The 19,231-nt window shown below is 72.6% G+C and carries 20 protein-coding genes, 1 pseudogene and 1 riboswitch; of the genes and pseudogenes, 10 read left to right on the plus strand and 11 right to left on the minus strand.

The window, feature by feature from the left end:
• The first annotated feature begins 155 nt into the window (after window positions 1-155).
• From OG289_RS12940 to OG289_RS12960, 5 genes are read left to right on the plus strand one after another with little or no spacing between them, the layout of a single operon-like run.
• Complete coding sequence (locus tag OG289_RS12940; protein ID WP_327314150.1) at window positions 156-1,712, plus strand: sodium:solute symporter family protein; 1,557 nt, start codon at window positions 156-158, stop codon at window positions 1,710-1,712.
• Window positions 1,709-2,284: a SigE family RNA polymerase sigma factor gene (locus OG289_RS12945; protein ID WP_442818894.1), complete on the plus strand. Its 576-nt coding sequence runs from the start codon at window positions 1,709-1,711 to the stop codon at window positions 2,282-2,284. Before OG289_RS12940 ends, OG289_RS12945 begins: the two co-directional genes overlap by 4 nt.
• Complete coding sequence (locus OG289_RS12950; protein ID WP_327314151.1) at window positions 2,281-2,565, plus strand: hypothetical protein; 285 nt, start codon at window positions 2,281-2,283, stop codon at window positions 2,563-2,565. Before OG289_RS12945 ends, OG289_RS12950 begins: the two co-directional genes overlap by 4 nt.
• 34 nt (window positions 2,566-2,599) lie before the next feature.
• A complete protein-coding gene (locus tag OG289_RS12955) occupies window positions 2,600-4,387 on the plus strand; it encodes a glycoside hydrolase family 15 protein (RefSeq protein WP_327314152.1) in 1,788 nt (595 codons plus the stop codon).
• 5 nt (window positions 4,388-4,392) lie between these two features.
• Window positions 4,393-5,148 carry an SDR family oxidoreductase gene (locus tag OG289_RS12960; protein ID WP_327314153.1) on the plus strand — a complete coding sequence of 252 codons (756 nt, stop codon included), beginning with the start codon at window positions 4,393-4,395 and terminating at the stop codon, window positions 5,146-5,148.
• A 19-nt stretch (window positions 5,149-5,167) separates the two neighbouring features.
• Here OG289_RS12960 and amaP read toward each other — a convergent pair whose 3' ends face one another.
• From amaP to OG289_RS12985, 5 genes are read right to left on the minus strand one after another with little or no spacing between them, the layout of a single operon-like run.
• Window positions 5,168-5,746: an alkaline shock response membrane anchor protein AmaP gene (gene amaP / locus OG289_RS12965; protein ID WP_327314154.1), complete on the minus strand. Its 579-nt coding sequence runs from the start codon at window positions 5,744-5,746 to the stop codon at window positions 5,168-5,170.
• A 5-nt stretch (window positions 5,747-5,751) separates the two neighbouring features.
• Complete coding sequence (locus OG289_RS12970; protein ID WP_327314155.1) at window positions 5,752-6,390, minus strand: DUF6286 domain-containing protein; 639 nt, start codon at window positions 6,388-6,390, stop codon at window positions 5,752-5,754.
• Complete coding sequence (locus OG289_RS12975; protein ID WP_327314156.1) at window positions 6,387-6,800, minus strand: Asp23/Gls24 family envelope stress response protein; 414 nt, start codon at window positions 6,798-6,800, stop codon at window positions 6,387-6,389. Before OG289_RS12975 ends, OG289_RS12970 begins: the two co-directional genes overlap by 4 nt.
• Before the next feature lie 8 nt (window positions 6,801-6,808).
• On the minus strand, window positions 6,809-7,000 hold the full coding sequence (locus OG289_RS12980) for a hypothetical protein (RefSeq protein WP_079663167.1): 192 nt from the start codon (window positions 6,998-7,000) through the stop codon (window positions 6,809-6,811).
• Window positions 7,001-7,033: 33 nt separating this feature from the next.
• Window positions 7,034-7,516: an Asp23/Gls24 family envelope stress response protein gene (locus tag OG289_RS12985; protein ID WP_327314157.1), complete on the minus strand. Its 483-nt coding sequence runs from the start codon at window positions 7,514-7,516 to the stop codon at window positions 7,034-7,036.
• 96 nt (window positions 7,517-7,612) lie between these two features.
• Between OG289_RS12985 and OG289_RS12990 the strand changes: the two genes are divergently transcribed.
• Window positions 7,613-8,326, plus strand: coding sequence for a nucleopolyhedrovirus P10 family protein (locus OG289_RS12990; RefSeq protein WP_327314158.1), 714 nt, complete (start codon window positions 7,613-7,615; stop codon window positions 8,324-8,326).
• Window positions 8,327-9,053: 727 nt separating this feature from the next.
• Here OG289_RS12990 and OG289_RS12995 read toward each other — a convergent pair.
• From OG289_RS12995 to OG289_RS13005, 3 genes are all read right to left on the minus strand, one after another.
• The gene (locus tag OG289_RS12995; RefSeq protein WP_327314159.1) at window positions 9,054-9,857 is read right to left on the minus strand and encodes an enoyl-CoA hydratase/isomerase family protein; all 804 of its coding nucleotides are present in this window, start codon (window positions 9,855-9,857) and stop codon (window positions 9,054-9,056) included.
• A gap of 116 nt (window positions 9,858-9,973) precedes the next feature.
• Window positions 9,974-10,195, minus strand: a complete 222-nt coding sequence (locus tag OG289_RS13000) for a helix-turn-helix domain-containing protein (RefSeq protein WP_004002281.1) — start codon at window positions 10,193-10,195, stop codon at window positions 9,974-9,976.
• Between the two features lie 348 nt (window positions 10,196-10,543).
• On the minus strand, window positions 10,544-12,142 hold the full coding sequence (locus OG289_RS13005) for an ABC-F family ATP-binding cassette domain-containing protein (protein WP_327314160.1): 1,599 nt from the start codon (window positions 12,140-12,142) through the stop codon (window positions 10,544-10,546).
• A gap of 257 nt (window positions 12,143-12,399) precedes the next feature.
• On the opposite strand from OG289_RS13005, the gene OG289_RS13010 reads away from it, so the two are divergent.
• Window positions 12,400-12,813 carry a VOC family protein gene (locus OG289_RS13010; protein ID WP_327314161.1) on the plus strand — a complete coding sequence of 138 codons (414 nt, stop codon included), beginning with the start codon at window positions 12,400-12,402 and terminating at the stop codon, window positions 12,811-12,813.
• Between the two features lie 11 nt (window positions 12,814-12,824).
• Here OG289_RS13010 and OG289_RS13015 read toward each other — a convergent pair whose 3' ends face one another.
• From OG289_RS13015 to OG289_RS13025, 3 genes are all read right to left on the minus strand, one after another.
• Window positions 12,825-14,261: a hypothetical protein gene (locus OG289_RS13015; protein WP_327314162.1), complete on the minus strand. Its 1,437-nt coding sequence runs from the start codon at window positions 14,259-14,261 to the stop codon at window positions 12,825-12,827.
• A gap of 217 nt (window positions 14,262-14,478) precedes the next feature.
• Window positions 14,479-15,615, minus strand: a complete 1,137-nt coding sequence (locus OG289_RS13020; protein ID WP_327314163.1) for an alpha/beta hydrolase family protein — start codon at window positions 15,613-15,615, stop codon at window positions 14,479-14,481.
• A 135-nt stretch (window positions 15,616-15,750) separates the two neighbouring features.
• Complete coding sequence (locus OG289_RS13025) at window positions 15,751-16,512, minus strand: class II aldolase/adducin family protein (protein ID WP_327314164.1); 762 nt, start codon at window positions 16,510-16,512, stop codon at window positions 15,751-15,753.
• 213 nt (window positions 16,513-16,725) lie between these two features.
• Between OG289_RS13025 and OG289_RS13030 the strand changes: the two are divergent.
• The 3 genes and pseudogenes from OG289_RS13030 to OG289_RS13040 all read left to right on the plus strand — a co-directional run.
• A pseudogene (locus tag OG289_RS13030) lies at window positions 16,726-16,926 on the plus strand (GH25 family lysozyme); the annotation flags it as partial.
• A 103-nt stretch (window positions 16,927-17,029) separates the two neighbouring features.
• Entirely contained in the window at window positions 17,030-18,274 is a 1,245-nt protein-coding gene (locus OG289_RS13035) for an inorganic phosphate transporter (protein ID WP_327314165.1), read from the plus strand.
• Between the two features lie 34 nt (window positions 18,275-18,308).
• On the plus strand, window positions 18,309-18,530 hold the full coding sequence (locus tag OG289_RS13040) for a hypothetical protein (protein ID WP_327314166.1): 222 nt from the start codon (window positions 18,309-18,311) through the stop codon (window positions 18,528-18,530).
• Window positions 18,531-19,003: 473 nt separating this feature from the next.
• Window positions 19,004-19,143, plus strand: a riboswitch (cobalamin riboswitch).
• Window positions 19,144-19,231: the final 88 nt, after the last annotated feature.

Consider the following 19,231-nt stretch of genomic DNA (forward strand, 5'->3'; position numbering starts at 1 on the left):
CTCCCGTTCGGCGTCGGTCTGTGCAAGAGTTGCCCGCCCGCCGGAAGTGGTTGACAGCGAATTTCCAGAGGATTTCCCGCCGGTTCTCCGTCAACCGAAACGGCCGTCCGCGCAACTGACCGGTGAGGGCACAGGCACACCAAGGACGGTGACCCATGGCCGACGGCGCCATGACCACGACGTTCCTCGCCGTGATCGGCGGGGCGTCGCTGCTCGCCGTGACCGCGCGACGGCTGCGCCCCAGCGACCGGCTGCCCTCCCTGGAGGGCTGGGCGCTGGCCGACCGCTCCCTCGGCCCCGTGTGGACCTGGCTGCTGCTCGGCGGCACGATCTTCACCGCGTACACCTTCACCGCCGTGCCGGGCCTGGCGTACGGCAACGGCGCGCCCGCGTTCTTCGCGGTGCCGTACACGGTGATCGTCTGCCCGCTCGCCTTCGTGCTGCTGAGCCGGCTGTGGAGCGTGGCCCGCAGAAACGGTTACGTCACGGCCGGCGACTTCGTGCGGGGACGGTACGGGTCACCGCCGCTGGCCCTGGTGGTGGCGCTGACGGGGATCCTCGCGACGATGCCGTATCTGGCGCTGCAACTGCTCGGGATACGGGCCGTGCTGACCGCCGGGGGCGTGTATCCGCGGGGCGCGGCCGGTGACCTGGTGATGGTGGCGCTGTTCGCGGGGCTCGCGGTGGCCACCTACCGGCACGGGCTGCGGGCGCCCGCGGTGATCTCGGCGCTGAAGGCGGTGGCGGTGTTCGTGTCGCTCACCGCCGTGTGCTGGCTGGTGCTGCGGCGGCTCGGCGGGCCCGGGGCGGTGTTCGAGGGCGCCGCGCGGCGGCTCGGCGGGACGGACGTGGCGCACTCCGCGCTGGTCCTCTCCCCCGCCCAGCAGCCCGCGTACGCCACGCTCGCGCTGGGTTCCGCGCTGGCGCTGCTGATGTACCCGCACGTGCTCACGGCCGGGTTCGCCGCCGACGGGCCCCGCACCCTGCGCAAGGTGTCGGCGGCGCTGCCCGTGTGGACGGGACTGCTCGCCCTCTTCGGCTTCCTCGGCGTCGCCGCCCTCGCGGCGGGCGTGCGGGCTCCGGAAGGGGGCGCCGAGGCCGCCGTCCCGATGCTCGTCGACCGGCTGATGCCCGCTCCGCTCGCCGGGCTGGTGTTCGCCGCGATCACCGTGGGCGCGCTGGTCCCGGCCGCCGTGATGTCGATCGCGGCGGCCACCGGCTTCGTGCGGAACGTGTACGTCGAGTACGTGCATCCGACGGCCACGCCCAAGCGGCAGGTGCGCATCGCCAAGGCGGTGTCGCTGACCGCGAAGGTGGGGGCGGTGGCGTTCGTGTTCGGGCTGCGCGACCAGGACGCCGTCAACCTCCAACTGCTGGGCGGGGTGTGGATCCTCCAGGTCTTTCCGGCCGTGGCCGTGGGGCTGTTCACCGGGCGGCTGCATCCGCGCGCGCTGCTCGCCGGGTGGGCGGCCGGTATGGCGGCCGGGACCTTCCTGGTCGTGCGCGAGGGGTTCTCGTCCATCGTCGGCCTCGGGTTCGGACCGCTGGAGGTCTACGCCGGCCTGGTGGCGCTGCTGCTCAACCTGACCGTCGCGGTGGCCGGCACCGCTGTCCTCGAACGACTCGGCGTCCCGCGCGGCGCCGACACCACCGACCTGCCCTCCCGCCTGGCCCTCAGGCGGCGCCCCGAGACGGGAGCGAACCACCCGTGAGACGCAGACACCCGATCCCCGTGCAGGAGCCACCCGTCGAGCCGCTCACCCCCGTGGCGGGCGACCCGGCCGAGCTGGAACGCGAGGCCTCTCTCGCCCGGCTCTTCGAGCTGCACTACTCCTCGATGCTGCGGCTCGCCGTGCTGCTGGGCGCGGACGACCCGGAGAACGTGGTCGCCGAGGCGTACTACCAGATCTACCGCAAGTGGCGGCGGCTGCGGGACGTGGAGGCGGCGGAGGCGTATCTGCGGTCCACCGTCTGCAACCTGACCCGGATGCGGATACGGCACCTCCAGGTCGCCCGCCGGCATGTGGAGAGCCCGCCGGAACTCCCGGAGGAGATCGTGGCCTCCGCGGAGAGCACCGCGCTGCTGCGCGACGACCAGCGCGTCCTGATCGACGCCCTCCAGCAGTTGCCGGCCCGGCAGCGCGAGGCGCTCGTGCTGCGACACTGGCTCGGGCTGAAGGAGAGCGAGATCGCCGCCGCCATGGGCATCTCCTGCGGCTCCGTCAAAACCCACACCTCCCGCGGCCTGGCCGCGCTCACCCAGGCGATGGAGGCCCGGCGATGAACGACACGGACCGCACCGAGCGGGAGCTGCGCGAGGCCCTGGAGGCGCTGGCCGACGGCGTGCGGCCGGCCCCGGACGCCTATCGCACGGCGCGCGGCGAGTGGCTGCGGCGCGAACGCCGGCGGCGACTGGTGCTCGCCGTACTGATCACCGTCGTCTTCGCGCTGGCCACGCTGATCGGCCTGTGGGTGCTGAACCAGGCCCCGTCCCACCCCGGGGTCGTCTTCTCGGGCGCAGGCGACCCGATGAGTCTGTCGTCACCCGCCCGGCCGCACCCCTGATTGCCGTACCGGTCCGCCGGGAACCCGGAACCCCGTGCACCCCCGCATCGAGGACTACGCCCTCATCGGCGACGAACAGACCGCGGCCCTGGTCGGCGTCGACGGTTCCGTCGACTGGCTCTGCCTGCCCCGCTTCGACTCCGGGGCCTGCTTCGCCCGCCTCCTCGGCGGCGAGGAGAACGGCCACTGGCGCATCGCGCCCAAGGGCGTGAAGGGTTCCTGCACACGGCGCGCCTACCGGCCCGACACCCTCGTCCTGGACACCGAGTGGGAGACCGACGAGGGGGCGATCCGGGTCACCGACCTGATGCCCCAGCGCGACCAGGCCCCGGACGTCGTCCGTATCGTCGAGGGGCTGCGCGGCCGGGTCACCGTCCGCAGCACGCTGCGGCTGCGCTTCGACTACGGCTGGGTCGTGCCCTGGATGCGCCGGGTCGACGGGCACCGGGTGGCGATCGCCGGTCCCGACGCCGTCTGGTTCCGCAGCGAGCCGGCCGTGCGCACCTGGGGCGAGGACTTCCGCACGTACTCGGAGTTCACCGTCGCCGAGGGCGAGTCGGTCGCGTTCGTGCTGACCTGGCACCCCTCGCACGAGTCCCGCCCGGCGCTCGTCGACCCGTGGGAGGCGGTGCGTGCCAGCGTCGAGGACTGGCAGGAGTGGGCCGCCCGCTGCCGCTACGACGGACCCCACCGGGACGCCGTCGTCCGCTCCCTGATCACCCTCAAGGCCCTCACCTACTCCCCCACCGGCGGCATCGTCGCCGCGCTCACCACCTCCCTGCCCGAGGAGCTGGGCGGGGTGCGCAACTGGGACTACCGCTACTGCTGGCTGCGCGACTCGACCCTCGCCCTCGGCGCGCTGCTGGCGGCCGGCTACCAGGAGGAGGCCGAGAACTGGCGCAACTGGCTGCTGCGCGCCGTCGCGGGCGATCCGGCGGACCTGCAGATCATGTACGGGCTGGCGGGCGAGCGCCGGCTGCCCGAGAGCGAGCTGCCGTGGCTGTCCGGCTACGCGGGCTCCACGCCCGTCCGCATCGGCAACGGAGCCGTGGACCAGCTGCAACTGGACGTCTACGGCGAGGTGATGGACTCGCTGTCGCTGGCCCGGACCTCCGGCCTGTCGCCCAGGCCGCACATGTGGTCGCTGCAGTGCGCGCTGATGAAGTGGCTGGCCGAGAACTGGCGGCAGCCGGACGAGGGGCTGTGGGAGGTGCGCGGCGGCCGCCGCCAGTTCGTGCACTCCAAGGTGATGGTGTGGGTGGCCGCCGACCGGGCCGTCCGCGCGCTGGAGGAGAACCCCAAGCTGCGCGGCGACCTGGAGGGCTGGCGGGCGCTGCGTGACGAGGTGCACCGGGAGGTGTGCGAGAAGGGCTACGACCCGGAGCGCAACACGTTCACCCAGTTCTACGGTTCGCGCGACCTGGACGCCTCCCTGCTGCTCATCCCGCGCGTCGGCTTCCTGCCTCCGGACGACCCGCGGGTGGTCGGCACCGTCGACGCGATCCGCGAGGGGCTCGGGCACGGCGGCCTGGTGCGCCGCTACAGCACCGACGGCGCGCCCGTCGACGGTCTGCCGGGCGACGAGGGCACCTTCCTCGCCTGCTCGTTCTGGCTCGCGGACGCACTGCACATGACGGGCCGTACGCAGGAGGCACGGGAGCTGTTCGAACGGCTCGTCGGGCTGGCCAACGACGTGGGACTGCTGGCGGAGGAGTACGACCCGGTGACCGGCCGGCACCTCGGCAACTTCCCGCAGGCGTTCAGTCACCTCGGCCTGGTGAACACCGCCCTCGCCCTGTTCGACGGCAAGGGGGCAGGATAGGGGCCATGGATCTTGGACTGAAGGACCGGGTGTACGTCGTCACCGGAGCCACGCGCGGCCTCGGCAACGCCGCCGCGCGCGAGCTCGTCGCGGACGGTGCGAAAGTCGTCCTCACCGGGCGGGACGAGAAGCGCGTCGCCGACGCCGCGGCGGAGCTGGGGCCGAACGCCGTCGGTGTCGCCGTGGAAAACGCCGATCCCGGGGCGGCGGCCCGGCTGATCGCCGTGGCGCGGGACGCCTTCGGCGGGTTCGACGGGGTGCTGGTGAGCGTGGGCGGTCCGCCGCCCGGGTTCGTCGCGGACAACACCGACGAGCAGTGGCAGGCCGCGTTCGAGTCGGTGTTCCTGGGAGCGGTCCGGCTCGCGCGGGCGGCCGCCGCCGAGCTGGAGGCGGGCGGGGTCATCGGGTTCGTGCTGTCGGGGTCGGTGCACGAGCCGATCCCCGGGCTGACGATCTCCAACGGACTGCGGCCGGGGCTGGCCGGGTTCGCGAAGTCGCTCTCCGACGAGTTGGGGCCTCGGGGGATCCGCGTGGTCGGGCTGCTGCCGGCACGTATCGACACGGACCGGGTGCGGGAACTGGACGGGCTGTCGGCCGACCCCGAGGCCACCCGGGCCGCGAACGAGTCCCGCATTCCTCTGCGGCGGTACGGGACTCCGGACGAGTTCGGGCGCACGGCCGCGTTCCTGCTGTCGCCGGCGGCTTCCTATCTGACGGGCGTCATGCTGCCGGTCGACGGCGGGATGCGGCACGGGTTCTGAGAACGCCTGCCGACAACGCTCAACTGACCCTTTCCGCTTTGTGCTTGACGCCCTTCATCCGCACCTCCGCCGGCAACGCCTTCAGGGCCGCCGAGTCCCGCGCGTGGGTCAGGGCCTGCGCCGTCAGTTGGTTCAGGGTCGTCGCCGGGTCCACATGGGGCTCCAGGAGCAGGCGCACGTGTGCCTCGGGAGCCTCCCTCCTGCCCGTCAGATGCACGCGGGCATGGGCGACGCCGTCCATCCGGCCCGCCTCGCCCGCGAGTACGCCCTCCAGGGCGCGGCCCCGCAGCAGGGCGCCCGCGCCGTCGCCCGTGTCGACGAGGACCTCGCCGAGCCGGCGGCGGCGCAGGACCGCGATCAGCCACCACAGGGCGAGCAGGACGAGCAGGGCGAGGACCGCGATGACCGTCGGCCACCACCATGCCTCGTCGCGCCAGCGGGTGCGTTCGGCGGTGGTGAGGAGGCTGTCGTGGGGGCCTTCGTGCAGCCACCAGGACGGCGGTGAGGCGCCCAGGCCCACGGCCAGTACCGCGCCGCCGACGGCGAGCAGCACCAGCCCCACGACTGCGAGAAGCACACGGTTGACGGTGCCGAGCATCGTCCTCACCCCTTCTTCCCGGGTTGGCGCACATGGACCGAGAGCGCGGGCGACCGGGTCAGGCCCAGGCCGTGGATCGCGTCGGTGAGGACGGCTTCCAGGTCGGCGTGTACGTCGTCCAGGTCGCGGAAGTGGGAGACCACACGGACGTCGGCCCTGCGGCGGCCGGTGCGCACCCGTGCCGACTGCACGCCGGCGACCTCCATGGCCCGGTCGCGCAGCACCAGTGCGGCGGCGCCCCGCTGGAGGCCGGCGCGGACGTCGGGGTGGGTGCGGCGCATCGGCAGCACGTCCCTGAGGCCCGGGGTGAGAGCCAGGACGATCAGCCACAGGCCGAGGGCCGCCGCGACCCCGGCGCCGACCAGCACCCAGGTGTCGTCGAGGGGGCGCTCGGCGAGCTGCCGGGCGAGTTCGCGCCGCCAGGCCATGGCGGGCCGGCCGGCGCGGACCGCGGTGACGTCGTAGAGGAAGGCCCCCGCGACGACCAGCAGCAGCACCGCGACGACGGTGGCCGGGACGCGACGCGCCGACCAGAAGCGATGGTTGGCGGGGCCCCCTCCACCACCCGGCGCCTGGTCGGTGTCCTGCGTGGGCTTCTCCAGAACGGGCACCGCGCCGCCCTGCAGGCCTCCGGGCTCGCTCATCGTGTCCTCCCGTGTGCCGCGCCGGGGGCCGATGTCAGGTGCAGCCGTTCCACCTGGACGGCGACCTCCGGAACCTCCATTCCCACCAACGCGCCTACCCGCTCGGTGACATGACGACGCACCTCGTGACAGCGGGCGCCGATGTCGGTGGGGTACTCGAGTTCCAGGTGGACTCTGACGTGCACGGCGTCAACGGGTGTCCCCCCGCTCGAACGAAGTGGAGAGTGGGGGCGGATGACGACGGTGGCGTGCGCGCGCCCGACGTCCGGCGGCAGGGGGCCCACCGCCTCGCGTGCGGCATGCGCGGCGATCTTCGCCACCACCCGGTCGGCGATACGGGTCGCGCCCCGTCGGCCCGGCGGGATGACGGTCGGGCGTCTGTCCGGTGCCTCGCTCCCCTCGCTCGTCATCGTCGTCTTCACCGGCGCCGGTCGTCACGCGTGCGCGTGCGGAAGAAGTCGCCGAGTTCCAGGTCTCCCTCAAGGAACCGGCCGACGACGAACCCGATGGCGCCCAGTGCCGCCACCAGCAGGAAGGCCCCGAACCCGCCGAAGTATCCGGCGAAGCCCAGCGCCATACCGGCGATCATGCCGACCACGGCCATGCTCAACGTGCTCTCCCCTCGGCAGTACTCACTGCCACGTCACTGGATCCGGGGCTCCGGCTCCTCGTCCTCTTCGTCGGGCAGTTTGACGTCGCCCACCGCGATGTTGACCTCGACGACCTCCAGCCCGGTCATTCGCTCCACGGCGTTGATCACGTTCTCCCGCACGGCCTGCGCGACGTCGGCGATGGCCACGCCGTAGTCGACGACGATCTCCAGGTCGAGCGCCGTCTGTACCTCGCCGACCTCGGCCTTCACGCCTCGGGTGACCGACTTCGAGCCGCCGGGCACCCGGTCCCGTACGGCGCCGAAGGTGCGGCTGAGCCCGCTGCCCATCGCGTGGACACCGAGCACGTCCCGGGCCGCGAGGCCCGCGATCTTCTCCACGACCCCGTCGGCGATGGTGGTTCGCCCGCGGGTCGCCGCCGCGCCGCCGCCGCGCCCGGTGGCCTTGCGGGTCTGCAGCGGCTCGGTGCCGCTGTCCGGTGTCTGCGTCCGGTTCTGCTCCGTTGCCTCGGTCATCGCCGTACGTCCTTACGTCCGGTTCGTTCAACGTCCCTTCGACCACGGTAAGCGCGGTTGCCCGACCGCGCCCCAGGGATGCGGCAGGCTGGAGTAATGACGGTGGACGGATGGACAAGCGCGGTACGGCATCAACTGGGCCTCGGCAGGCTCCTCCCCCTGGGCGGGCCGCGCGACGGCGCGTGGATCACGGAGGCGGCGGCGGAGGCGGTGCTGCGGCGGGCGGTGCGGGACGTGGGGGGCGTGCGGCTGGGCGCGCTCCGGCTGGGGCCGGCGGATCCTGAGGGCGGGTCCGAGTCCGTCGTACCGGCTCCGCCGAGTGCGCTGGCGCCGGGGCCGCTGCGGGTGACGGCGGAGTGCGCGGCGACGGCGTCCGAGCCGCTGCCGACCGCGGTGGCCCGTCTGCGGGACGCCTTGGCGGCGGCCGCGACGGAACGGCTCGGGCTGGTGGTGTCGGAGGTGGACCTGCGGGTGACGGAACTGCTCGACGACGAACCGGGAACGGAGCCCGAGCGGTCTGCCGCGCCGGTGCCGGGCGGGCCCGCCCTGGTCGGCGACGAGGCATTCGCCGCGGCGGCGGCGCTGTCCGTGCCGGGGGTGACGGGGACAAGCGGCGTGCTCGGGCGTGCGGTGCGCGTCGAGGAACGGCAGGACGCCTCAGCCGCCCTGCCGCGTCGGCACGCGCGCGTGGAGATCACGGTGAGCGCGGACCGCCGGACCGTGGACGTGGCCCGCGCGGTCCGCGGCACGGTGTCGGAGACACTGCCGGACCACCCGACGGTCGCCGTCCTGGTGACAGCGGTCGACTGAGCAGCCGCCCTCACCGACGCACCCCCCGGTGCGATGCCCGGCCGAAGACCCCTGACCCACCGAAACCGCGCCGCCGCGGGCGACCGGCCGCACACCCCTCGCCACGACCACCCCGATGCCGCGACCGCCCGAGCCCCCTCCCCGACCCATCGCCCGATACACCACCCGGCCGAAGACCCCAGCCCCACCGAAACCGCGCCGCCGCGGTGGTCAGCGGGATCCGCCGCTGTGACCGCGCCAGTACGGCGATCGGCCGAGGACCCCTCGCCGGCACCGTGCCCCTTGGTGACCAGGCGGTCCCCCGCCGAGCCGGGCCGATGCCGCGGTCGGTCACGGCGTCTCGCGTCATCGCGTCATCGCGTCAGACCGTGCCGGTGCGGTGATCAGCCGGGGAGCCTCGCCGGCGCCGGGCCGGTGCGGTGGTGGCCGAAGGTCCCCGGCCGAGGCCGCGCCGGTGCCGTGACCGGCCACGGATCCTCGCCGGCGCCGGGCCGGTGCGGTGGTGGCCGAAGGTCCCCGGCCGAGGCCGCGCCGGTGCCGTGACCGGCCACGGATCCTCGCCGACGCCGGGCCGGTGCGGTGGTGGCCGAAGGTCCCCGGCCGAGGCCGCGCCGGTGCCGTGACCGGCCACGGATCCTCGCCGACGCCGGGCCGGCGCCGGGCCGATGCCGCGGTCGGTCGGCGGCCGGGCGTGTCCGGCCCGGTCGGCGTGGCTGGTGGGTGAGGGTTACTCGCCGATGCCTGCCATGTCCCGCAGGCGGCGGGACTGGGCGGCTCGTTCGGCGGCGCGCTGGTCGTCGTAGGTGCGGTCGCCCGCGCCGCGCAGCAGGGCCTTGGTCTCGATGACGGCCTCGCGGGGTGCGGCCAGGATCGCCGCGGCCAGCTCACGAGTCGTCGTGTCGAGTTCCTCCGCGGGCACGGCGATGTTGGCGAGCCCGAAGCTCACCGCTTCCTCGGCGTGCACGAACCGGCCCGTCAGGCAGATCTCGGCCGCGCGGCCGTAGCCGACCAGCGAGACCAGGGGATGCGTGCCGGTCAGGTCCGGTACCAGGCCGAGGCTGGTCTCCCGCATGGCGAACTGCACGTCGTCGGCGACGACGCGCAGGTCACAGGCGAGAGCCAACTGGAAGCCCGCACCGATCGCGTGGCCCTGGACGGCGGCGATGGACACGAGGTCGCTGCGTCGCCACCAGGTGAAGCCCTCCTGGAACTCGGCGATGGCGGCGTCGAGTTCGGCGTCGCCACTGCGCGCGAGGTCGATGAAGGACGGTTCGCCCTCGATCCCCTCGGGCGTGAACATCTGCCGGTCGAGCCCCGCGGAGAAGGACTTGCCCTCACCGCGCAGCACGACCACACGGACGGAGCCCGGCACCAGCCGTCCGGCTTCGGCGAGTGCCCGCCACATGGCGGGGCTCTGCGCATTGCGCTTGGCCGGGTTGGCCAGCGTCACCGTGGCGAGCGCGTCGTCTACGGTGAGCCGTACGCCGTCCTTGTCGAGCAGGGGAACGAGTTCCTGGTCGGGCGTGGCCATAGGTGCCTCCGATGGGTGCGGTCAGCTGGCGTCAGCTAAGTGACTGCACAGTAACCACCCGGCCGATCGAAGGACCGACCGGGTGGCCACCATCGAAGCCGGTGGGCCGCCCGGGGTCAGGACGAGGCAGCCTTCTTGCCTCGTGTCGCCCCGCCACGCCCACGAAGCGTGACGCCCGACTCGCTGAGCATCCGGTGCACGAAGCCATACGAGCGGCCGGTCTCCTCGGCCAGCGCCCGGATGCTCGCACCGGAGTCGTACTTCTTCTTCAGGTCTGCCGCGAGCTTGTCGCGCGCGGCGCCGGTCACCCGGCTGCCCTTCTTCAGAGTCTCGGCCACCCGTGCCTCCTCCTGGGGAAGTGCGCTCTGGTCCCCTCATGATCACCCCTCCGGGGCGCGATGGCCACCCATTCGGCAAGGTCCGTGCGACAGGGTTTTGACGACAGGAGCGCGTCCCCACAAGTGGAACCTGTGATTCCACTCGGTGGCGTTCGTGGGACCGAACGGGTTGTTGTGCGAAGTAGCAGGTCAGCGACGCACGACGGCCGATCCCCTGTCGACAAAGGGATCGGCCGCGAAATCGATGTAGGACACACCTCGATACGAGGAGATCTCACACAGATGATGGATCACCGATAGGCCGAATGATCCAGACGAATGATCCAACACCGCGGATCACGCATTCGATCAGGCCAGAGCGACCAGATCCGCGTAGTCGGAGCCCCACAGGTCCTCGACACCGTCGGGCAGCAGGATGATCCGCTCGGGCTGCAGCGCCTCCACGGCGCCCTCGTCGTGGGTGACGAGGACGACCGCGCCCTTGTAGGTACGCAGCGCGCCGAGGATCTCCTCACGGCTGGCAGGGTCGAGGTTGTTGGTGGGCTCGTCGAGCAGCAGCACGTTGGCCGAGGAGACCACCAGCGTCGCGAGGGCCAGTCGGGTCTTCTCGCCGCCGGAGAGGACACCGGCCGGCTTGTCGACGTCGTCACCGGAGAACAGGAACGAGCCCAGCACCTTGCGCACCTCGACGAGGTCCAGGTCCGGAGCCGCGGAGCGCATGTTCTCCAGGACCGAGCGCTCGGGGTCCAGGGTCTCGTGCTCCTGGGCGTAGTAGCCGAGCTTGAGCCCGTGCCCGGGGACGACCTCGCCGGTGTCGGGCTTCTCGACCCCGCCCAGCAGCCGCAGCAGGGTCGTCTTGCCGGCGCCGTTCAGGCCCAGGATGACGACCCGGGAGCCCTTGTCGATGGCCAGGTCGACGTCGGTGAAGATCTCCAGCGAGCCGTACGACTTCGACAGGCCCTCGGCCATCAGCGGGGTCTTGCCACAGGGCGCGGGCTCCGGGAAGCGGAGCTTGGCGACCTTGTCGGAGACCCGGACGGCCTCCAGACCGGCGAGGAGCCGGTCGGCGCGCTTGGCCATGTTCTGCGCGGCGACCGTCTTGGTGGCCTTGGCGCGCATCTTGTCGGCCTGCGAGTGCAGCGCGGCGGCCTTCTTCTCGGCGTTCTGCCGCTCACGCTTGCGGCGCTTCTCGTCGGCCTCGCGCTGCTGCTGGTAGAGCTTCCAGCCCATGTTGTAGACGTCGATCTGGGAGCGGTTGGCGTCCAGGTAGAACACCTTGTTGACGACCGTCTCGACCAGGTCGACGTCGTGGCTGATGACGATGAAGCCGCCGCGGTAGGTCTTGAGGTAGTCGCGCAGCCAGACGATCGAGTCGGCGTCGAGGTGGTTCGTCGGCTCGTCGAGGAGCAGGGTGTCCGCGTCGGAGAACAGGATGCGGGCGAGCTCCACGCGGCGACGCTGACCACCGGAGAGCGTGTGCAGGGGCTGGCCGAGGACGCGGTCGGGCAGGTTGAGCGCGGCGGCGATGGTGGCGGCCTCGGCCTCGGCGGAGTACCCGCCCTTGGTGAGGAACTCCGTCTCCTGGCGCTCGTACTGGCGCATCGCCTTGTCGCGGGTGGCGCCGGAGCCGTTCGCGATCCGCTGTTCGTTCTCGCGCATCTTGCGGATCAGGATGTCCAGTCCGCGCGCGGAGAGGATGCGATCGCGGGCCAGGACGTCGAGGTCGCCGGTGCGGGGGTCCTGCGGGAGGTAGCCGACCTCGCCGGAGCGGGTGACCTGGCCGCCGGCGGGGATGCCCTCGCCGGCCAGGACCTTGGTCAGCGTGGTCTTGCCGGCGCCGTTGCGCCCGACCAGGCCGATGCGGTCGCCCTTGGCTACACGGAAGGAGGCGTTCTCGATGAGGATGCGGGCACCGGCGCGCAGCTCGATGCCGGAGGCGGAGATCACGGACAGACTCCTGTGCGGGGTCGTTGGCGGGATGGACGGCTGAGGACGTTCCCGCCGTCTAATGCGCGAGGAGAATGGCCATGGGGCCAGTCTAACGGGACCGTGCAAGCACTTTTTCTGCGTTCGGGTGTTCGATCCACGCGCGCGGGTGTGTGATGCGTCGCCCTCGGCTCCCCGGCTCGAGGCCGTTGTCAGTGGTCGCTGGGAGACTGGACGGCGGTGACATCTTCGGCAGTGATCACAAGGGAGTGATCGGCATGGCAGGCACGAACGGCGGGCGTCCGAGCATCTATCCGACGGTGTTGTACACCGACGCGAAGGCGGCGATCCGGCAGCTCACGGAGGCTCTGGGGTTCACGGAACTGTCCGTGTACGAGGGGGAGGACGGCGCGGTGATGCACGCCGAGCTGGTGCAGGGCAACGGCGCGGTGATGCTCGGCTCGAAGGGCCGCGGCGGTGTCTTCGACACGGCGATGAAGGGCGCGGGCCCGGCCGGGGTGTACGTCGTCGTGGACGATGTCGACGCACACCACCGGCGGGCCGTGGAGCACGGCGCGGAGATCCTGATGCCCCCGACGGACCAGGACTACGGCTCCCGGGACTACATGGCCCGGGACATCGAGGGCAACCTCTGGAGCTTCGGCACCTACGCGCCCGACATACAGGGCTGAGGGTCCGGGGCTCAGCTGCCCCCGGTGTGCACCTGGAAGGCGGCCCGGCGGACGGCCTTGGCCAGCGCCGGGTCGGGGTGTGCGGCGGCGAGCGCCACCAGCACCTGCACGGTGCGCGGGTGTCCCACGGCCCGCACCTCGGTCAGCAGGGCGGGGACGGTCGGCTGCAGCGCGGACTCCAGGTGGCGTACGAGCATCGGCGCCTCCCCGTGGTCGGCGACGGCCGCGGCGGTGTCGACCCACAGCCAGGTGGCCTCCTCCCGGGTGAGGACCTCGTGGGCGTCCTCCGGGTCGATGCCGTCGTGCTCGGCGAGCCAGAGCAGCGCGTACGGCCGCAGCGTCGGCTCGTCGACGACCGCGCGGACGTCGGGCTCGGCGGGGGCGCCGACGACGCGCAGCGCCTCGAAGGCGAGGCCGCGCAGCAGGGCGTCGTCCCCGCGGGCGGCGAGCAGCAGTTCGGTGACGGCGCTGCCGACGGTCCGGGCGGCGAGCCAGGCGCGGTACTCGGCGCGGGCGGCGTTCGGGCGGAGCTGGGCGCAGCCGCGGAGCATGCCCTCGGCCGACTGCTCGATGTTCCCGGCGGGGCTCTGCGCGGCGACGCAGATCTGCTCCAGCTTGACCCAGACCGCCCAGTTGCCCAGCGGGGTGAGCGTGGCCTGTCCGGCACCGTAGGTGAGGGCGCCCACGGAGGCGAGGGCCTGCAGGGCCCAGTCGAGGAGGGGGGCGAGTTCGGCGTCCTGGGCGGGCTCCGCCGGGTCGGCGTCGACGGAGAGGACCGGGGCGACGGGGGTCGCGGGTTCGGAGCCGGCGCCGTAGGGGACCTCGCAGCGCTCGGTGCGCAGTTCGGTGACGCGCTGGCGCAGCAGGTCCAGGAGCTGCTCCACGGGGACGGGCCCGGCGGAAAGCTGGAGGAAGGAGAGCACCTGGGGCATGGCCGAGACGACCTCGGCGACGGCTGCGGGCTCCTGCTCCTCGGGTTCCGGGGAGGCGAGCGACCAGGCGTCGAACAGGGCGACCCAGCCGCGCAGGACGGCGCTGTCGTCGCGGTTCCAGGCCCGCAGCCGCCAGCCGGGGCGGGCGCTGTCGCCGTGCACCTCGACGAGACCGGCGAGGCGGGCGGTGTCCCAGTCGGCGCGCACCTGAGCCATGGTCAGGCCCAAGTCGCTCGCCGCCCGTTCGGCGGTCGCCTCCGAGAGGGTGGCCTTGCCGTCGGTGGTCGCGGCGTCTCGGCCGGGTCCGAGGGCGTTGTCGGCCCAGCGGGCCACGCGGGCCGCGGCGGCCAGTCCGGAGCGCGCCATTCTGGCCAGCTCCGCGGGGGCCGGTGTGCCCTCCGGCGGGCGGGGTGCGGGGCGGCGCGGGCGCCGCTCGTTCACAGCTGAGGGGGCGGCGGCCAGGGGTCGCGGGCGGACGAGTCGAAGCCTGGAGTCGCGCGGGATACGGGACGTCACGGGTGCAGTCTTCCGGTTGACGGTCCGAAAACCCAAACGGAATGTCACGGCGGGCTACGGGACTGGCCAAGGCACGGGGTTCCGCGAGGGATGGGGAGGCGTCTTCAGGCCAGTGGTACGGGCTTAAACGGAACCATCGGGACCGGTCCGGGCGGCTCTGTCACGGGCTCACATGAGCGACCCGGATCGGGAGGTCACGTCAGTTCGGATCAGGGGGTCACATCAGTGGGGTGAGGAAGCGGCGCAGGGCCTCCTCGTAGGCCGCGGGGTCTGCGTTCCACATGGCGCCGTGCGGGGCGTGCGGGACGGTGTGGAGGGCGACGAGGTCGGGGCGGCGGCCGGCGAGGCGGCGGGAGGCGCCCCAGGGGGCGACGGTGTCGTCGGGACCGTGGAGGATCAGGGCCGGGACCTTCAGCCGGGCCGGGTCGGCGGCCGCGTCTCCGTCGTCGCCTTTCCCGGCGTGCAGGCCGGTGCGGCCCTCGGCGGCACGGACGGCGAGCGGCAGCAGGGCGCCGGGGGTGTGCCGGGCGGCGGCCAGGGCGCGCAGGGTCGTCCGCCAGTCGAGGACCGGCGAGTCCAGCACCAGCCCCGAGACGAGGTCGCGCAGCCCCGAGTCGGCGGCGGCGCGCAGGGCCATGGTGGCGCCGGTGGACCAGCCGAGCAGGACGACGCGTTCGGCGCCGTGGCGCACGGCGTACCGCATCGCCGCGTCCACGTCGCGCCACTCGGTCGCCCCGAGGTGGTTCAGGCCGTCCGGGGAGCGTGGTGCGCCCAGGTCGCCGCGGTAGGCGAGGGAGAGCACGGGGAAGCGGCGGCGGTGCAGGAAGCCCATGAGGTTCAGGGCGTGTTCCCGGGTCGTGCCCAGGCCGTGCACGGCGATCACCCAGGTGCGGCGGGCGCCGGGGACGAACCAGGCGGGGAGGTTGCCCAACTCGCCGGGGACGTCGACGTCGGCGTGGTCGAGACCGAGGGCGCTGCCGGGGTTGCCGACGTACAGGTTCGGCGTGAGCCAGACCGCGTCGCCGGCGTTCAGCGTGCCGTGGGTGACGCGTTCCAGACGGCGTACGACGGTGTCGGCGGTGTGCGGGGCGGCGGGCAGGACGGCGCCGACGACCGCGTGGGATCCGTTGCCGGAGAGCCCGTGGGTGCCGGGGCGCAGGGCGGCCAGGTCGCGGGTGAGGGTGACCTGGCCGGCGGCCGTGCCGTGCACGGTGAGCCGGGGTTCGGTCGGCAGGGGCCGGCCGGGCGGCGCTTTCAGCGCGGCGTCGCTGGCCAACCGGCCGACGGCGACACTGGCGGCGCCGGCGGCCAGGGCTGCGGTGACGGCGGCGGCCGTCGCTTTGACAGTGCGCACCCGTCCAGTGTCCTGGCCATCCTTCCGACCGGCCAGTGCTGCGGTCGGTCGGGTGATGTGCGGCGGCGCGTGGTGGTGGAGCGCGTGACGGCGAAGAGCGTGACGGCGAAGAGCGTGGTGGTGGAGAGGCGGTGCTCACCCGCGGTGGGACGGAGGGTTGTGCCCGGCCCTCCGTTGCCCGTACCCCCGTAGCCGCTCCCCCGCCTCCGCGACCTGTTCCTCCGTCAGGAGGGTGGGATTCCGGCCGGGCAGCGACGAGGCCGTCAGCCACAGCCGGCACATCCACTCCAGTTGGGCCGTGCGGTCGTAGGCCTGGTCGAGAGTGGTGCCGTAGGTGAGGGTGCCGTGGTTCTGGAGGAGGCAGCCGGTGCGGTCGGCGAGGGCCAGGAGCATGTTCTCGGCCAACTCCTCGGTGCCGTACGTCGCATAGGGGGCAACCCGGACGGCGCCGCCGAGCGCGCACGCCATGTAGTGGACGTGGGGAAGCTCGCCGACGAGGGTCGAGACGGCCGTGGCGTGCACGGCGTGGGTGTGGACGACCGCACCGGCGTCGGTGCCGCGGTAGACGGCGAGATGCATGGGCAGTTCGCTCGTCGGGACCAGGGTGCCGAGGACCTGCCGGCCGGCGAGGTCGACGCCGGTGACGTCGTGCGGGGTGAGCCGGTCGTAGGGCACGCCCGACGGTGTGACCAGCACGGTGTCGCCGACGCGCACGGAGACGTTGCCGGAGGTGCCGACGACCAGCCCGTCGGTCACGGTGCGGCGGGCCGTCGTCACGAGCGTCTCCCAGGCCCGCGCCTCCTCGGGGACCACGCCCCTCCTTCGCGGCTCCGCCCCGCCCGGTACGCCGTCCCGGGAGTCCCGGATGTCCCCCTGCTCGCGTCGCTGCTCAGCCATGCCGCCGATCCTGCCAGGGGCGCCCGGGGACCGCCGCCGCGCCCGGGTACTGCAGGACGGAATCCGAACCCAAGAAAGCCCGCATAGAGGCACATATCACTCGAACATAACCGACTTGAGGTGATTGGCCGGACATCAACCGACATTCACCGATCCCTGTGGATCCCCCCTAACCTCCGGGTGGTTTTCGTGCACGCCGCCATTTCCGGGGGGAACCTCTGCACGGGCGGCAGCGACGCCTTCTCCGCGGATCACGCCCTGTGGATCGCCCGTCACGGGTCGGCCGACGCGGGCGCCCTGCCGGCCGGTTGGTCGGCGTGGACCTTCTGGCAGTACGCCAACAACGGCGGCCTGCCGGGTGACCAGAATCTCTTCAACGGCTCCCCGGCACAGCTGGAGCGATTCGCCAAGTAGGAGTAGCCGTACAGACACCCCGACGCCCACCCCAGTTCACCTTCCGTTCATCCAGGTTGCCTACGGTCAACCGGCCAATGACTTCGAACGATTGCCTGGGTAAATGGAAAACTTCTCGCTGATCCTCGCGATTGTGGTCGTAACCGCACTCGCGTTCGATTTCACGAACGGTTTTCACGACACCGCCAACGCGATGGCCACGACCATCTCGACCGGTGCGCTCAAGCCCAAGGTCGCGGTGGCCATGTCCGCCGCGCTCAACCTTGTGGGCGCTTTCCTCTCCGTGGAGGTCGCCAACACGATCTCCAAGGGTCTCGTCGACGAGACCGGCATCCGTCCCGAGGTCATCTTCGCCGCGTTGGTCGGCGCGATCCTCTGGAACCTGCTGACCTGGCTGGTGGGCCTGCCCTCCAGTTCCTCGCACGCCCTCATGGGCGGTCTGATCGGCGCCACCATCGCCTCGGCCGGCTTCGACGCGGTGCACAGCGACGCGCTGGTCACCAAGGTCCTGATCCCGGCGATCGCCGCGCCGATCGTGGCGGGCGTCGCCGCGATGCTCGCGACCCGCCTCTCCTACACCCTCGGCAAGAAGGCCGACGGCAAGGCCGCGGAGAAGGGTTACCGCGCGGGCCAGATCGCCTCGGCCGGCCTGGTCTCCCTCGCCCACGGCACCAACGACGCGCAGAAGACGATGGGCATCATCACCCTCGCTCTGGTCGCCGGCGGCGCCGTGGCCCCCGACTCCGACCCGCCCACCTGGGTCATCCTCTCCGCCGGTCTCGCCATCGCGCTCGGCACCTACCTCGGCGGCTGGCGCATCATCCGCACCATGGGCAAGGGCCTGACCGACCTCCAGCCGCAGCAGGGCTTCGCCGCCCAGACCAGCGCGGCCACGGTCATCCTGGCCTCCTCCCACCTCGGCTTCTCCCTCTCCACCACCCACTCGGTCTCCGGTTCGGTGATGGGCGCGGGCCTGGGCCGCAAGGGCGGCGTGGTCCGCTGGTCGACGGCGACCCGCATGTTCGTCGCATGGGGCCTGACGCTTCCGGCGGCGGCCCTGGTGGGCGCGCTGGCCGAGTCGGTCACGGACCTGGGCGACTGGGGTACGGCGGTCGTGGCCGTCTTCCTGATCGCCTCCAGCGTGGCGATCTGGAAGGTCTCCCGGCGCGAGGTCGTCGACGCGTCGAACGTCAACGAGCCCGAGGAGCCGGCGGGCGTGATCACCACGGCGATCGCGGCGGTGACCCCGCCTCCGGCGGGCACCGTCGCCGAGGACCTGTCGGCCACGATCCCGTCGCCTGCGACCACGACCACCGAGCCCGCCGCTCCCCCGGCCGCGGCCGTCTGAGCCCGCGCACCCGGTACGAAGGAAGAGAACCAGCATGAAGATCGACTGGGCAGCCCTGGGCTCCGTCTTCGGCGTCAGCCTCGCGGTCACGGTGGGCCTGGTGGCCCTGTTCACCCTCGGCATCATGGGCCTGTCGCGCCAGGAACGCGCCACAGCGGAGGGCGGCTCGGCCACCCTCGCGGTGACGGGCGCGTACGCCTGCTTCGCGGCTTGCGCGGCGGCGGTGGCCTACGGGATCTCGCTGATCGTGGCCTGACACGTACAGGTTTCTCACCCGGCCCTGCCTGCGGCCGCCCTCATGGGCGGCCGCAGGCAGGGCCGGGTCATATCGGCTTCCGGGGGGAATCTCGAGATCGGCCAGGGACTCCGTCACGCCGGGAGACGGGGGCCGAGATCGGTGTACCCACGCAGAACGAGATGGCCGTCGACGACCCAGACGTGCTCCACGGCCTTCAAGGCGGTCCGACTCGAGTGCTCTCGGTCGTGCCACCGCAGCAGCGTCCAAGAGGCCCGCGAGGTGAGCAGCGGAAACCCGCTCCTCAGATGCCCCTCGACGGTGACCGATTCGCTGTCGCGGCCGGCGGTCGCGAGCGGTGCCCGCGAAGTCCACCTGCCCGAGGGGGATTCCGCGCAAGCCGGTCTCCGGCCGGTGCTCGCCGTGCCGGCGGGACGAGGAGCGATGTGGGGTTCTGCACACTCTCCCCGCGCAGGTCAACAGCAAGTTGACGGCCCTTCCGGGCCCGTGGTGGACTGCCCGGGCCATGTACGGCGGCAGGAGAGGAAGCCGGTGCGAATCCGGCGCGGTCCCGCCACTGTCACCGGGGTAGAAAGCCCCGGGAGCCAGGAACTCTCGCCGCCGGTCTCGTCGAACCAGGGCGTGGACACCCTGAGTGAGGACATATCGCCATGTTCGGCTGCCGATCGAGGGCCAGTACCAGGTCGTTGCCCACCACCAGG

Origin of the sequence: Streptomyces sp. NBC_01235, assembly GCF_035989285.1 — a bacterium.
GTDB lineage: Bacteria > Actinomycetota > Actinomycetes > Streptomycetales > Streptomycetaceae > Streptomyces.